This is a genomic window from Asprobacillus argus (genome assembly GCF_032248395.1).
Taxonomy (GTDB): domain Bacteria; phylum Bacteroidota; class Bacteroidia; order Flavobacteriales; family Flavobacteriaceae; genus Polaribacter; species Polaribacter argus.
In genome coordinates this window covers 175259-189763 of sequence record NZ_JAVTTO010000003.1, presented here as the reverse complement: position 1 = coordinate 189763, position 14505 = coordinate 175259, and the positions used below count along the sequence as shown (strand labels likewise).

Sequence of the window (14505 nt, the reverse complement as noted above, 5' to 3'; positions counted from 1 at the left end):
AGATATGAACAAAAATTTAAGTATCACCGCTTTTCTAGGGCTAACTGCCATTGTTCTAGGAGCTTTTGCTTCGCATGCATTGAAGGAAAAGTTAACCGTCGAGGCAATCAGCAGCATGGAAACTGCCATTCGTTATCAGATGTATCATGTAATTGTATTGTTGTTTGTAAATAGTTATAATGGCTTTACCGAAAAGTTTAAGAATAAAGTAAGTTTGTTTTTCTTTTTTGGAATTCTATTTTTCTCAGGTTCTATTTATCTAATTTACTTGCTTGGCGTTCCTGTCAAAGCAATTTGGTTTATTACGCCTTTAGGAGGAGGGCTTTTTGTAGTAGGGTGGTTACTGTTACTCTTTTTCTTTATGAAAAAAGTAATCAACAAAAAATAGTGAATAAAAAAGTTGTATGGTCAATGTAGTGTAGAAATAATATGTAATTTTGCATCATAATCTTACACAACTAAAAATTTAGAAATGATAGATTTAAACACGAAATCGATTTCGTTAGATAACTTAGGAATTGAAAACGCAACAATTCGTTATCAGCTGTCTTCCAGCGAATTACACCAAGAAACTTTAGAGAAAAAACAAGGAGAAGAATCTTCTTTAGGAGCTATAGCTGTGAATACGGGCGAGTTTACGGGAAGGTCTCCTATGGATCGTTTTATCGTAAAAGATGACGTTACAAAGGATGAAATATGGTGGGGAGATATCAATATTCCTTTCGAATCAGATAAGTTTGATGCCTTATATAAGAAAGTAACAGCATACTTATCCGATAAAGAAGTATTTGTTAGAGATAGTTATGCCTGCGCAGACGAAAATTATAAATTGAATATTCGTGTAGTAAACGAATATCCTTGGAGTAATATGTTTGCGTATAACATGTTCTTAAGACCTACGGAGGAAGAGTTAAAAGGCTTTACTCCAGAATGGACGGTGATCAACGCTCCTGGGTTTATGGCAGATGCTGAAGTAGACGGAACACGTCAGCATAACTTTGCCATTTTGAATTTCGGGAAGAAAATCGCACTAATTGGAGGTACAGGATATACTGGCGAGATCAAAAAAGGAATTTTTTCTGCATTGAACTTTATATTGCCAGTATTCAAAAATACCTTACCAATGCACTGCTCTGCAAATGTTGGTAAAGATGGAGATACTGCTATTTTCTTTGGATTATCTGGAACTGGAAAAACAACGTTGTCTGCTGATCCCGATAGAAAGTTGATTGGAGATGATGAGCATGGATGGACCAATGAAAACACCGTTTTTAATTTTGAAGGAGGATGCTACGCTAAAGTAATTGACTTAACTGAAGAAAAAGAACCGGACATCTATCATGCGATCAAAAAAGGAGCGATTCTTGAAAACGTAATTATGGATGAGAACGGAGTAATCGATTTTGAAGATACTTCTATTACACAAAATACAAGAGTTAGTTATCCCATTTATCATATAGATAATATTCAGGAAGGATCTATTGGAAGCAACCCTAAAAATATATTTTTCTTAACGGCAGATGCATTTGGAGTATTACCTCCGATCTCTAAGTTATCTCCGGGTCAGGCAGCATACCATTTTATTTCCGGATATACTGCAAAAGTAGCAGGCACAGAAGCTGGAGTAACAGAACCGCAACCAAGTTTTTCAGCTTGCTTTGGAGCACCATTTATGCCATTACATCCAACAAGATATGCTGAGATGTTAAGTAAAAAAATGCAAGACGCGGGCGTAACAGTTTGGTTAGTAAATACAGGTTGGACAGGAGGTCCTTATGGCGTAGGTCATAGAATGGCGCTGAAATATACACGTGCTATGATCACCGCAGCGATGGATGGTAGTTTAGAAGAAGCAAATAAAGACAATTATCATGTGCATTCAGTTTTTGGAGTGCAACAACCTAGAGTATGTCCAAATGTGCCAACAGAAGTGTTAAGCCCTAGAAAATCATGGAATAATGATGAAGGATATTATAAAACAGCTCAAAAATTAGCAGACTCCTTTAAAGATAACTTTAAGAAGTTTGAAGAATACGCGAATGAAGAAATAATGGCAGGGGGACCATTAGTATAAATTTTAAATCATATTTACAAAAAAGCACCTTTTAAAAGGTGCTTTTTTTATGGATTGTTTTTTCTACATTTATAACATAGAACCTAGTATATGAAAAAATTATCCTTTTTATGCCTTTTATTCTTGATGATAGGGTGTAAACCTTCCTCAGAAAATCAAACTAAAGGGAGTAACAATGTTGCCATTGTGACTATCCCAAAGTTAGATGCAATACAAGCTGATAGGTTGATCCAATTACCTTTGCACTGTGTACATACCGAATATCCTAATAAGTTAGGGCAAACTATTGGAAGCGATGCAGATTTGAGGTCACCTAAGGAGTTACACCCAAGTTTTTATGGATGTTTTGATTGGCACTCTTCAGTGCATGGTCACTGGAGTTTAGTAGCACTGCTAAAACAATATCCAAACTCAACCCATGCTTTTGAGGCTAAGCAAAAATTGAAAGAGAGTATTACAGCTGAGAATATTGCAAAAGAGATCGTCTATTTCAAGGGGAAATATAATGGAAGCTATGAACGAACCTATGGATGGGCATGGTTACTTAAATTGGCAGAAGAGTTACACACATGGAATGACCCTTTAGGAAAGGAGTTAGAAACTAATCTACAACCGTTAACAAACTTAATTGTTGAAAAATATTTAGAGTTTTTGCCAAAATTAAAATACCCAATCAGAGTAGGGGAGCATACAAACACGGCATTTGGATTAACGTTTGCCTGGGATTATGCAAATACCGTACAAAGAGAAGATCTGAAAAGCATGATTGACCAAAGAGCGAAGGATTTTTATTTAAAAGATGCCGATTGCCCTATAACATGGGAGCCAAGTGGTTTCGATTTTCTTTCTCCTTGCTTACAGGAAGCGGCTATTATGAAACGCGTTTTGCCTGCTTCTGAATTTTCGATATGGTTGAAGGCATTTTTACCAAAACTTTCAAATGAAGATTTTAGATTTCCTGTTGGAGAGGTTTCCGATAGGACCGATGGTAAGCTAGTACATTTAGATGGAGTAAACTTTTCAAGAGCTTGGTGCTTATATAATATTATTGAAGAGCTGCCAGAATACGATCATTTAAAAAATTTGGCAAACGAACATATTAATTATTCTTTACCAAATCTTGTTGGCGATAGCTATGAAGGAGGACATTGGTTAGGAAGCTTTGCTATTTATGCTTTAAAATCAATGGACAATGATTAAAAATCTATTCAAGAATATTGGCCCCGGAACGTTAGTTGCTGCGGCTTTTATTGGACCTGGAACAGTAACATTATGTACGTTAGCAGGAGTTAATTTTGGGTTTAATTTGTTATGGGCGATGGTATTGTCCATTGTAGCAACAATTGTATTGCAAGAAATGGCGGCACGTTTGGGAATCATTTCTCAAAAAGGATTGTCTGAAGTCATTAAATCAGAAATCAAAAACCCAATGATCAATCGATTAATGATGCTCTTAATCCTCTCGGCCATTGTTGTGGGAAATGCCTCTTATGAAGCGGGGAATATTAGTGGAGGTATGCTAGGACTGGAAACTGTTTTTGGTCAGGTTATTGTGGATGTTTTTGGGTTTTCTGTAAACATTATGAGCGCGGTAATTGGAGTGATTGCTTTTGTGTTACTATATATTGGGAATTACAAATTTTTAGAAAGAGCGCTGATTACATTGGTTCTCTTGATGAGTGTTTCATTTGTTATTACTGCGATCGTAACTAAACCCAATCTACTAGACATATTAAAAGGAGCTTTCGTGCCAAAATCGCCTGAAGGGAGTTTACTTACAATTATTGGACTAATAGGGACGACGGTAGTTCCTTATAATTTGTTTTTACATGCCTCTTTAGTAAAAGAAAGATGGAAAGATAAAGGTGATCTAAAAGCGGCGAAAAAGGATACGATTGTATCGATCATTCTTGGCGGATTAGTGTCCATGGCGATTATCGTTTCCGCAGCATCTATCTCTTCCGGGGAGATCAAAAATGCTTCGGATTTGGCAGAGAGCCTAGCTCCGTTGTATGGAGATTTTGCAAAGTACTTTTTATCCGTTGGATTGTTTGCCGCGGGTATTACTTCGGCCATAACAGCTCCGCTAGCTGCGGCTTATGTAGCCAAAGGGTGTTTTGGATGGCAGGGAGGTCTACAATCGAAGAAGTTTAGAGGTGTTTGGATCTTTATTCTATTGTTGGGAGTTATATTCTCTTCATTTGGAATTAAACCCATAGAGATCATAAAGTTCGCTCAAGTAGCAAATGGAATACTACTACCAGTGATCGCAGGAATCTTGTTGTGGGTTGTGAATAGAAAAGTGGTACTTGGTAACTATGTGAACTCTAAAGCACAAAATATATTGGGTCTTACCATTGTATTGATTACCGTTTTCTTAGGGCTAAAAGGTGTTTTTAAAGTGTTTGGAATAAATCTATTTTAATGATCGATATAAACTGCGATGTTGGTGAAGGTTTGCATAATGAGCATATACTAATGCCATTTATATCTTCATGCAATATTGCCTGTGGAGGACATGCAGGTTCTGTTGAAATTATTGACAAAGTTATTGATCTTGCTATTGAGAATGATGTAAAAATAGGAGCGCATCCATCCTTCCCCGATCGAGAGAATTTTGGACGCGTAATCATGAATATTTCCAATAAAGCATTGCAACAAAGTTTGTATGAGCAGTTACAGGTTTTTAAAGAACGAGCGGATTTAAAAGGAGCTGTTATTCATCATGTAAAACCACATGGAGCTTTGTATAACTTGATCGCTGTAAACGAAGAGAAAGCAACCGTGGTGGTTTCGGTTATACAACGTGCTTTTAAAGATGTAAAAATCTATGTTCCGTATAATTCAGCGATAGAAAAAGTTGCCTTAGCTAATCAAATGACTATAGTATATGAAGCATTCGCAGACCGAAATTATAATGATGATTTAACCTTGGTATCAAGAGCATTACCATATGCAATCATTACTGATAGGTTAAAAATCGTTGAGCATGTGAGAAGAATGGCTGAAGAGTCTTTAGTAAAGACTGTTCAAGGAAATGAAAAACAGATCAAGGCACAAACCTTTTGTGTACATGGGGATAACAAGAATGCCATTGATATTTTAAAAGAGTTAAATGAAAAATTCATATCACCTCGATTGGAATCGAGAGGTCTTGGAATGCAATCATAAAAGATTTCTCGACTGCGCTCGAAATGACAGTTAGATACTATTGAATATATACAAACCTACATATAAGCCTTTTGGAGAATCCGCTATTTTAATAGAATGGCCGTCAAGAATTGATGAAGAAATTATTCAAGATATTGTTGCTTTTGAAAAAAAAATAGAAAAGGATGAAAATGTTTTAGATACGATCATTGCATACAACTCTTTGACGATTCGATACCGAATTTTAAAGAATTTTAACCGTGCGGTTGTAAAGCTCAACGAGTTGTATGCAATGGAGAGAAAGCAAGAAGTTCGAAAACAAAAGGTTTGGCAAATTCCTGTCTGTTACAATTTGAAGTTTGGTTTGGACCTAGAAGAGATATCAAGTAAGAAAAGCATTGCTGTTGATGAGGTGATTCGATTGCATACGGCTCCTGAGTATCTGATCTATTTTTTAGGTTTTCAACCAGGGTTTCTGTATTTAGGAGGGTTGAACTCTCAAATTCATATGCCCAGGAGATCAAATCCGAGGTTGCGTGTTGAGAAAGGCGCTGTAGGAATAGGAGGAGTGCAAACAGGGGTATATCCACAAGATAGTGCAGGAGGTTGGAATATTATAGGGAAGTCTCCTATTGACTTTTTTGATGTCACAAAAACGCAACCCAGTTTTGCAAAAGCCGGAGATCGAGTGAAGTTTCAATCAATAGATTTAGCGGTTTTTAAGAAAATTCAAGAAGAGGTTTCTGAAGGAATTTATAAACTTAAATTTCAATGGATATGATTAAAGTAGTGCATGCTGGAGTTTACAATACAATACAGGATGTAGGTCGAATCGGTTTCACTAAAAATGGCATTCCACAAGGCGGATCTATGGATACGTATTCCGCTGAAATGGCAAATATCTTATTAAAGAATAATAGTACAAGTGCTGTTGTAGAAATTACCTTCGGACAAGGAAAGTTCGAATTTACATCGGGCGCTTTTATTTGCTTAATGGGTGGAGATTTTTCACCTAAAATCAATAGGAACTCTATCCAAATGAATACTGTTGTTGAGGTTAAAAAGAAGGATGTCTTATCGTTTGGAAGAAGAAATTATGGAGCTAGGGTTTATTTAGCAATACAAGGTGGAATTCAATCCGAGATTGTGTTAAAGAGTAGAAGTTTTCTAATGGGAATTACCCAGCTGAAATTATTGAAAGGTGATACGTTGAAAATAAATTCAAAGAAGCCATATTCAGATGAAGGGTTTTCTAAATTGAAGATATATCAAGATCATTTTCAGGATGTAGCTTTGGAATGTTTTCCTGGACCAGAATTTGACCAGTTGAACAACAAACAAAAAGAAAGACTGTTTCAATCATTTACCGTTTCTGAAGATAACAATCGAGTAGGATATCGTTTAAATGAACTGGTTGAAAATAACTTATCCTCTATTTTGACGTCTGCGGTATTGCCAGGCACGGTTCAGTTAACTCCGTCAGGAAAGTTGATCGTCTTAATGCGCGATTGTCAGGTTACAGGTGGTTACCCGAGAGTGTTGCAATTATCCGAATATGCAATTAGCAGGTTAAGTCAGAAGGTGGCTGGAGACAGCGTAAAATTTATGTTACAAAAGTAAGACCAGATCATTTATGCAATGATCCGGTCTTAAGGATACTTACTTTCTTTTTCTAATGCTGAATCAATACTTTTTTAGTAATAGATTGATGCTTGCTGTTAATTTTCAAAATATAGTAACCGTTTTTGAACCTCGATGTGTTCAGTGTAAGTTGATTATCTGCGAACTTTTGTTGTAATAACATCCTTCCAGAAACATCTACTAATGTAACGGTAAATGATTCGTCTTTTGATTTTTTAGTTATGTTAATAGTTAAACTGTTATTGGCGGGATTTGGATATACCGTCTGTTTAGGGTTTTGCCCTCCGGATCGCAATTCCTGAAACTCAAAAGGATCTCCAGAATCATGAGGCTCGTGTTCAACGGCTAGAATTGCGGGGTGCCCAAGGCCACAATTATTCCACCCTCTCATTTTGACATACCCATCAGCCCCTTGATGTCCCGACATAGCTACTAAAAATCTTCCTGTTGTTGGCGCCATATTCCAGCTCATGGAACTCATATCAATGGTGCTTGTTACTCTAAATGGATGAGGTAACTCCCATTGATAGGATAATGCTCCTTGTGCAATTCCTCCTTGATAGGTATATATGAATCCTGGTTTTACAACTGTAGGTCCGGTTACTCCGGCAGGAAGCCCTGGAGGGCCAATCCAAATATCCTTTTGCATACTAACTCCATTTGAAAAATGTGCTCTAATATACCCCTGACCTCCCGATCCTCTAGGGGTATGCACCGTTATTGAATTTGTGGTCGAATTTACAACTTGCATGCCTCCGCCGACTTCCCAGTTAATGACATCGCCAGGAGTAGAACAACTATTAAAAGTATATGTTCGTGTTAAGTTATTACACATCAACCATGAGCCTACTAGATTATTTGGGTTAACAGGGAAATATGGTTCTAAAGCCGTTCCTTCAACTTCACTTATTAGCCAAGTTCTAGCCTCCGTATTAAACGTGGTATGTTGCGTACTTATGTCATGACCAAAATAAGAGTCGAATGGGGTTAAATTCTGGCAGACTAAATTTTTATCCAAGGCTTGCGCCCAACTTTGCTCTGGACTTAAATGACCAATAGCTGAATAGGAAGCAATAAAAGAACTAACGGGCTTTAATTTACGTAAACTCCAATAATCATCCCCAAAAAGGTCGAGAATGAATCCGATCATTTCAAAACCTAACGCACGTGCAATAAATGACCATAGCGCAAAATTAATATTGTGCGGACTACCCTCCAGTACAGGAGCAGCCAGCTGATTATTACTGTCAAACCAACCTCCAGGAATATTATCCATATTTCCTCTTGAGTTATTGTTGGTCATATAAAGACTTCTATCATTGAGTAATTTTTTGAACCTTGATACTTTACCATGAGATAGATATTTTGGCAGCGAAAATGTCTCCAGACTAGCAATATGAACAGGACCGCTAATGGGGCCAATACCGATTTCTTGAAATCCTTTAATATTCAATGTCTGTTCACTGTTATCGGCGAAGACATCATTAGGGATTTCTTGATGCACACTCTCATAATTTCTGCTACCCGTCATCGTCCCATTGACTAATGCAATTTTTCTAAGATTTTGAGGATACCCTTTCGATCCAGGCAAACCGTTATTAAAAAGTGCGTTATAAAAAGTTTGAAAGAATATTGAACCTCTCGAACTTGAAAATCCTTGTGATACAGTTTTACCATCTAATTCCTGATCTAATAACTGGTTTTGATGATGCCCTGTATATTGTTCAATCAATTGTTGTTTGGCAGCAGGAGAGCCTAATTGATTGTCTACAAAATCTTGTGCAGCGTCATTTTCGTTTTTTACTTGATTAAGTAAAGCTTGAACTCCTAATGGAATATTAGCACCTAAATGCGGGCTATCGACGCTGATCCATAGACGTGTGTTATGGTCCCATTCTGATTCTCCTGTTTGCGCATATTTTTTCTCCATAAAAGCTAACGCGTATCTCGAGATTTGCCCACCCATACTTGGGCCGACTATGACGAGTTCTTCGTTAGAGTTATTGGAAGCTAATCTTAAATTTACATTACGGATAAGTCTGGTCAAGGTTAATCCATTTCTTTCAATATAGTCAGCTCCTCCATCAATTTTAATGTTGTTAGGAGCAGTATGTGTAGGATTGTTTACAAGTATAACATCATAACCTAATGATTGAAGAACGCTTCCTAAATTTTGAGAGCCATCAGTAGGATTTAGAAATTCTCGAATAGATGTATGAAGACTACCGTCGAATTGACCATTATTGATATATTTACCTGCACAATCCTGATCATTTGCACAGTCTGCATCTTCGAATCGTCTTCGGTCGCCAGGATCGAACCCATCTATAATTATGATAGGTTTTACTAGGTTACAAGGTGAGCCAGGGCTGTTAGTACGAAAATAAATGCGATAATCCATTCTACCGCGAATAGGGGTAGTCTCGTCATATCCTTGAAAAGCTTCTGTGGGATCTGCAAATACACTATCACTTTCGATACAGCTGCTTCCTCTGGAAGCCATTTCTTGAGCGATAATATAGATTTTTGATTTACATGTTAGTTGCGAATTGTCAGAGTAGGTAGCGGTAAATGTTATCATTTTCTCGCCATTCTTTGTATAGTTTTGCTGTAATTCTTTTCTTATGATCTTACCGTTTTCAATTATGGTAAATTTTCCGCCATTTTGAAAATGAGCTGTCAAATTTTTAATATCTTTTTTTGAGCTGTTAAACCAGAATTTATCTTGAAAACGATATGTGATAGTGGTACCTTTCGCGGCCATTTTTAGAGGTGAAGTTACCAGACTAGTGTGATGCAAAAAAGCTTCTTTGTTTTTAACTTGTTTAAATGCATTGCCTTCTAGCTTTAGACCATTTCCAGCTTCTTTTCCAAATTGATAGTTTAAACTGTGGAAATCAGCACTGATGATACCAATGTCTACAATATCCCCTTTCTGATTGTTTTTTTCGAGACGTTCTTTCAATGCTTTTGAAGAAATGAATTTTTCTTTATTTGAAGCAATATGCAAGTCCAAAATTGCCTGTTTAAAGTAGGCATAATTTATTGAGACACTTTTTTCAGAAGAATTAAGTTTCGCTAAGTTAGCGTAATTCCCAGATCTATCTACCAAAATTCCAGAGGTAAAATCTGTTTTATCAATGTTTTTCAACATCTCATCCAATGTCTTTTCGGATGATTTCTCTACTGTTATTTGTGCATTTGAATATGCGCAAAGGAGTAATGCAATTGTAAGTAATAACTGTTTTTTCATAATGCTACATTTTTATAGTTAATTTTTCTTCCACTAAAGTAACTATGCTTGTAAATGAGATGTCCGAGATTATCGAATTTGCCAAAATTCGGATAGATTGCTATAAATTAGGACAACTAATATCGCTCTCTATATTGTGTGGGTGTAAGGTTCGTTAGCTTCTTAAAAGCTGTATAAAAAGTGGACTTTGAGTTGAATCCACATTCCAATCCAATCGCAACCATTGTATAACTATCAAAGTCATTATCGGCTAATAACTTCTTTGCTTGTTCTACCCTGTAAGAATTGATATAATCTGAAAAATTATAATCGCTATAATTGTTAATGATTTTAGATACATGACTCGGACTCATATACAATTCTTGTGCTAGAATGTTCATGGTCAATTGAGCGTCTAAAAAACGTTGTTCTGATGTGATATACTGGTTTATTTTTTCAAAATCTCTTTCGTGCTTACTTGAAATGGTATTGTCTCTTGGTAATGCAATTGTTAAACTCTGGATCCGATCGTTGGATATATAATTTCTTAATGAGATCCTGTCTTTTACAATTTTATATCGGAAAAACCCTTGATACCCTATCCAGTAGAGCAATACGGAAGTGCCCAGACGTAATGGTACATACGCAGACATATTTCCCGTGACATTATGTATTACGATTGCCATTATCCAAAAAGCAATGATCAATGCCCCAAGCCTTAAAAAGACCTTGATCCAATTTATGTCATCGTAAGATAGAATATATTGATATCGTTCTTTCTGTTTAAAAACTAAAAAGCTAGATTTATATACAATGATAATACCAAATACAGCATTAAAGATCTCTTCTGCATTAGTATACGATACAATTAAATAGCTATCTAAACCCTCTATAAAATAGTAGGTATAGTACATGATAGCTACGCGAAGAATCATCTCAATTGAAAAAATGAAAATCGAAATTCGAAGTAATTTTCTTAATCTACTCTCTACCTGCATATAGTGGATCAAAAACAAATAGAACATTGGAAATAATAGCATATACCACGGTACTTTTAGCCATTTGATAAAGAAAAAATCAGAACGATATCCGTTATCAATTAACCAGGCCTGGAGGTTATTCAAAGACAGAAATAAGACCATTAAGTTTAGATAGAGAATAACTTTACTTACCTTTTTTTGCTTTAAAAAGGTAAAGGCATTAAACGCAAAGCCTTGGATGGCGCCTGCAATAAGTAATAGAGAGAAAAAGCTAGAAGTCATAGAATTTAGGGAATTTCCATTTTTAATAAGCAAAATAAAAAATATTATTTATATACAGTTAGTCGTACCTTTTAAAGGTCTTAATAAAACAATAGCTATTCTTTGGAAGGGTTATAGCATTTTTCAATCAACTTTCTCAAAACGATCAGGTCGACATCTGCCAGTTTATTAATATACAAACAACCTCTGCCGTGCTTGCATTTACCCAAAGCATCTAGCAAGTCCTGCTCCTGAGCAATATCCATCGTTAAATATAAGGTCAGTTTGGTCTTTCTTGGGGCAAAACCTGTGCGAAACCATTCGAACTCTTCTTTACCACCTTTGCGTTTGTAGCTATACTTATCAAACCCAATAATGAAATGATCTCCCCAAATTTTGGGTTCGCATTTGGTAATTTCTTGCATCATATTCACAAGCGTTTTTGCATCTTCTCTTTTAGAAATATTTTCAATACTGTTTATATATGCCCAAACGTCTTTGTTGGTTTCTTGAGTAACTAGTCCCATAAGTTTGATTTTAGACTCTTAAAGATATGGAAATAAAAAAGCACCTCATTGAGGTGCTTTTTTATTTTATATAGCATAAAAAGATTATTGCATCTTTTTTACTTCTTTTTTGATTTTGATCTTTACATTTTCAAGATCCTTTTCAAAAGCTTCTAGCTTCTTTTCAACTTCTTCCTTCGTTCCTTCAAAGATTTCTTCTTTGGTCACTTCTTCTCCGTTTTCATTAGAAGTTGTCATAACCACAGCCTTTACGGTTCCATCTTCATTATTGGTCATTTTTACCTTCACTTTTTTCTCAACTGCATGTTCCATGTGTTTGTGTTTTCCACCATCTGCATGTAACTCAATAACTTCTGTATGTGCATCTGTTGTACTATGTCCTCCCAAGATTGGAGCTACTACCAATCCGATTAAACAAGTTAACTTAATTAAGATGTTCATAGATGGTCCAGAAGTATCTTTAAATGGATCTCCAACAGTATCTCCAGTTACAGCTGCCTTGTGAGCATCAGAACCTTTATAAGTCATCTCTCCATTGATTTCAACTCCAGCTTCAAAAGATTTCTTAGCGTTGTCCCAAGCTCCTCCAGCATTGTTTTGGAAGATAGCCCATAGTACACCACTTACTGTTACACCAGCCATATAACCACCTAACATTTCAGCAATTGCTAAATTGTCCATTCCGAAGATCATCGGTACAAAAGCAATGATCAATGGGAAACCGATCGTTAATAATCCTGGTAACATCATTTCTTTTAAAGAAGCCTGTGTAGAGATTGCCACACACTTGTCGTATTCTGGTTTTCCAGTACCTTCCATGATTCCAGGAATCATTTTAAACTGACGTCTTACTTCGTGTACCATTTCCATGGCAGCTTTTCCAACAGCATTCATTGCTAATGCAGAGAATACAACTGGCACCATTCCACCTACAAATAGCATTGCTAAGACAGGTGCTTTAAAGATGTTGATTCCGTCAATTCCTGTAAAAGTTACATAGGCAGCAAATAATGCTAATGACGTTAAAGCAGCAGAAGCAATTGCAAAACCTTTTCCAGTTGCTGCAGTCGTATTTCCTACTGAATCTAAAATATCTGTACGTTCTCTTACGATTGGCTCTTGTTCGCTCATCTCAGCAATACCTCCAGCATTATCAGAAATAGGTCCAAATGCATCAATAGCTAACTGCATAGCAGTTGTTGCCATCATTGCAGAAGCAGCTAAAGCAACACCGTAGAATCCAGCAAAAGCATACGATGCCCAAATAGCACCTGCAAATAATAACACAGATGGGAACGTAGAGATCATACCAGTCGCTAAACCAGCAATAATATTAGTTCCTGCTCCAGTACTAGATTGTTGTACAATCTTTAAGATTGGTTTTTTACCTAATCCAGTGTAAAATTCAGTTACCGATGAAATAACCGCACCTACTACTAAACCTACTAGGGTAGCATAGAATACGCTCATTCTAGAAACTTCTTGCAATCCTTCACCGAAAAACTCCATATTCATAGTTTCTGGTAACATATAATAACATAATGCAAAACATGAAACCGCTACTAGAATAATAGATGTCCAGTTACCTACATTTAAAGCACCCATTACTTGTGCTTCTTTTGCATCATTACTTTTTATTTTTACTAACATGGTACCAATTACAGAAATAATAATTCCTGCACCTGCAATAGCCATTGGTAATAAGATAGGTCCGATACCTCCAAAAGCATCAGAAATGCTTCCTCCCATATCTTTAATTACATAGTTTCCTAGTACCATAGCAGCTAATACAGTTGCTACATAAGAACCAAATAGATCGGCTCCCATTCCTGCAACATCTCCTACATTGTCTCCTACATTATCTGCAATGGTTGCTGGGTTACGTGGATCGTCTTCTGGAATACCAGCTTCTACTTTACCTACTAAATCCGCTCCTACATCGGCAGCTTTGGTATAAATACCTCCACCAACTCTTGCAAATAGTGCAATAGATTCAGCTCCTAAAGAAAAACCAGCTAAGGTTTCTAGTACGATAGTCATATCTCCCGTAGAAGACCAAGTTCCATCCATAAAGAATTGATAGAATATGATAAAAAATGCTGTTAAACCTAAAACGGCTAAACCAGCTACACCTAATCCCATTACAGTACCACCTCCAAAAGATATTTTAAGAGCATTTGGTAAACTTGTACGAGCAGCTTGTGTTGTTCTTACGTTTGTTTTTGTAGCGATTTTCATTCCGATATTTCCAGCGAAAGCAGAAAATACAGCTCCGAAAATAAATGCAATTACGATTAACCAGTGAGTTGTAGGTACAACAAAAGAAACGATTGCTAATAAAACACTTACGATTACTACAAAAATAGCTAAAAGTCTGTATTCTGCATTTAAGAAAGCTAGCGCTCCTTCATAGATGTGGTCAGAAATTTCTTTCATTTTTCCATCACCAGCATCTTGTTTCATCACCCAAGACTTCTTTACTAGCATATATGCTAGCCCTAAGATTGCCAAAGCTATTGGCATGTAAATCATCATTGATCCCATATTCGTTTTTGTTTTGTTAATTTGCTGGGCAAAAGTAGTAAAATCGAGGCGAATAGAAAAACCCTTTCATACTGAATATGAAAGGGTTTACTTTAC

11 protein-coding genes are annotated in these 14505 nt (G+C 36.4%); 7 read left to right on the top strand and 4 right to left on the bottom strand.

What is annotated here, in order from left to right:
- The first annotated feature begins 4 nt into the window (after positions 1-4).
- From RQM59_RS08325 to RQM59_RS08295, 7 genes are all read left to right on the top strand, one after another.
- A complete protein-coding gene (locus tag RQM59_RS08325; protein WP_349241642.1) occupies positions 5-388 on the top strand; it encodes a DUF423 domain-containing protein in 384 nt (127 codons plus the stop codon).
- An 84-nt stretch (positions 389-472) separates the two neighbouring features.
- Entirely contained in the window at positions 473-2074 is a 1602-nt protein-coding gene (gene pckA / locus RQM59_RS08320) for a phosphoenolpyruvate carboxykinase (ATP) (RefSeq protein WP_349241641.1), read from the top strand.
- Positions 2075-2164: 90 nt separating this feature from the next.
- Positions 2165-3274, top strand: coding sequence for a DUF2891 domain-containing protein (locus RQM59_RS08315; protein ID WP_349241640.1), 1110 nt, complete (start codon positions 2165-2167; stop codon positions 3272-3274).
- Positions 3267-4499 (top strand): Nramp family divalent metal transporter, encoded by a 1233-nt coding sequence (locus RQM59_RS08310; protein ID WP_349241639.1) that lies wholly within the window; start codon positions 3267-3269, stop codon positions 4497-4499. Before RQM59_RS08315 ends, RQM59_RS08310 begins: the two co-directional genes overlap by 8 nt.
- The gene (gene pxpA, locus RQM59_RS08305; RefSeq protein ID WP_349241638.1) at positions 4499-5245 is read left to right on the top strand and encodes a 5-oxoprolinase subunit PxpA; all 747 of its coding nucleotides are present in this window, start codon (positions 4499-4501) and stop codon (positions 5243-5245) included. Before RQM59_RS08310 ends, pxpA begins: the two co-directional genes overlap by 1 nt.
- 40 nt (positions 5246-5285) lie before the next feature.
- The gene (gene pxpB / locus RQM59_RS08300; RefSeq protein ID WP_349241637.1) at positions 5286-6005 is read left to right on the top strand and encodes a 5-oxoprolinase subunit PxpB; all 720 of its coding nucleotides are present in this window, start codon (positions 5286-5288) and stop codon (positions 6003-6005) included.
- Entirely contained in the window at positions 5996-6844 is an 849-nt protein-coding gene (locus RQM59_RS08295) for a 5-oxoprolinase subunit C family protein (protein WP_349241636.1), read from the top strand. Before pxpB ends, RQM59_RS08295 begins: the two co-directional genes overlap by 10 nt.
- 52 nt (positions 6845-6896) lie before the next feature.
- Here the strand turns inward: RQM59_RS08295 and RQM59_RS08290 are convergent, their stop codons facing one another.
- The 4 genes from RQM59_RS08290 to RQM59_RS08275 all read right to left on the bottom strand — a co-directional run bounded on the left by RQM59_RS08290 (position 6897) and on the right by RQM59_RS08275 (position 14409).
- The gene (locus RQM59_RS08290; protein WP_349241635.1) at positions 6897-10118 is read right to left on the bottom strand and encodes a T9SS type A sorting domain-containing protein; all 3222 of its coding nucleotides are present in this window, start codon (positions 10116-10118) and stop codon (positions 6897-6899) included.
- A 116-nt stretch (positions 10119-10234) separates the two neighbouring features.
- Positions 10235-11359 carry a helix-turn-helix domain-containing protein gene (locus RQM59_RS08285; RefSeq protein WP_349241634.1) on the bottom strand — a complete coding sequence of 375 codons (1125 nt, stop codon included), beginning with the start codon at positions 11357-11359 and terminating at the stop codon, positions 10235-10237.
- Positions 11360-11454: 95 nt separating this feature from the next.
- Positions 11455-11865 (bottom strand): DUF1801 domain-containing protein, encoded by a 411-nt coding sequence (locus RQM59_RS08280; protein WP_349241633.1) that lies wholly within the window; start codon positions 11863-11865, stop codon positions 11455-11457.
- An 84-nt stretch (positions 11866-11949) separates the two neighbouring features.
- The gene (locus RQM59_RS08275) at positions 11950-14409 is read right to left on the bottom strand and encodes a sodium-translocating pyrophosphatase (RefSeq protein ID WP_349241632.1); all 2460 of its coding nucleotides are present in this window, start codon (positions 14407-14409) and stop codon (positions 11950-11952) included.
- Positions 14410-14505: the final 96 nt, after the last annotated feature.

Bases quoted from the DNA above. Each gene is read 5' to 3' on its own strand.
- RQM59_RS08325 (WP_349241642.1), top strand. From the start codon at position 5: ATGAACAAAAATTTAAGTATCACCGCTTTTCTAGGGCTAACTGCCATT.
- pckA (WP_349241641.1), top strand. From the start codon at position 473: ATGATAGATTTAAACACGAAATCGATTTCGTTAGATAACTTAGGAATT.
- RQM59_RS08315 (WP_349241640.1), top strand. From the start codon at position 2,165: ATGAAAAAATTATCCTTTTTATGCCTTTTATTCTTGATGATAGGGTGT.
- RQM59_RS08310 (WP_349241639.1), top strand. From the start codon at position 3,267: ATGATTAAAAATCTATTCAAGAATATTGGCCCCGGAACGTTAGTTGCT.
- pxpA (WP_349241638.1), top strand. From the start codon at position 4,499: ATGATCGATATAAACTGCGATGTTGGTGAAGGTTTGCATAATGAGCAT.
- RQM59_RS08295 (WP_349241636.1), top strand. From the start codon at position 5,996: ATGGATATGATTAAAGTAGTGCATGCTGGAGTTTACAATACAATACAG.
- RQM59_RS08290 (WP_349241635.1), bottom strand. From the start codon at position 10,118: ATGAAAAAACAGTTATTACTTACAATTGCATTACTCCTTTGCGCATAT.
- RQM59_RS08285 (WP_349241634.1), bottom strand. From the start codon at position 11,359: ATGACTTCTAGCTTTTTCTCTCTATTACTTATTGCAGGCGCCATCCAA.
- RQM59_RS08280 (WP_349241633.1), bottom strand. From the start codon at position 11,865: ATGGGACTAGTTACTCAAGAAACCAACAAAGACGTTTGGGCATATATA.
- RQM59_RS08275 (WP_349241632.1), bottom strand. From the start codon at position 14,409: ATGGGATCAATGATGATTTACATGCCAATAGCTTTGGCAATCTTAGGG.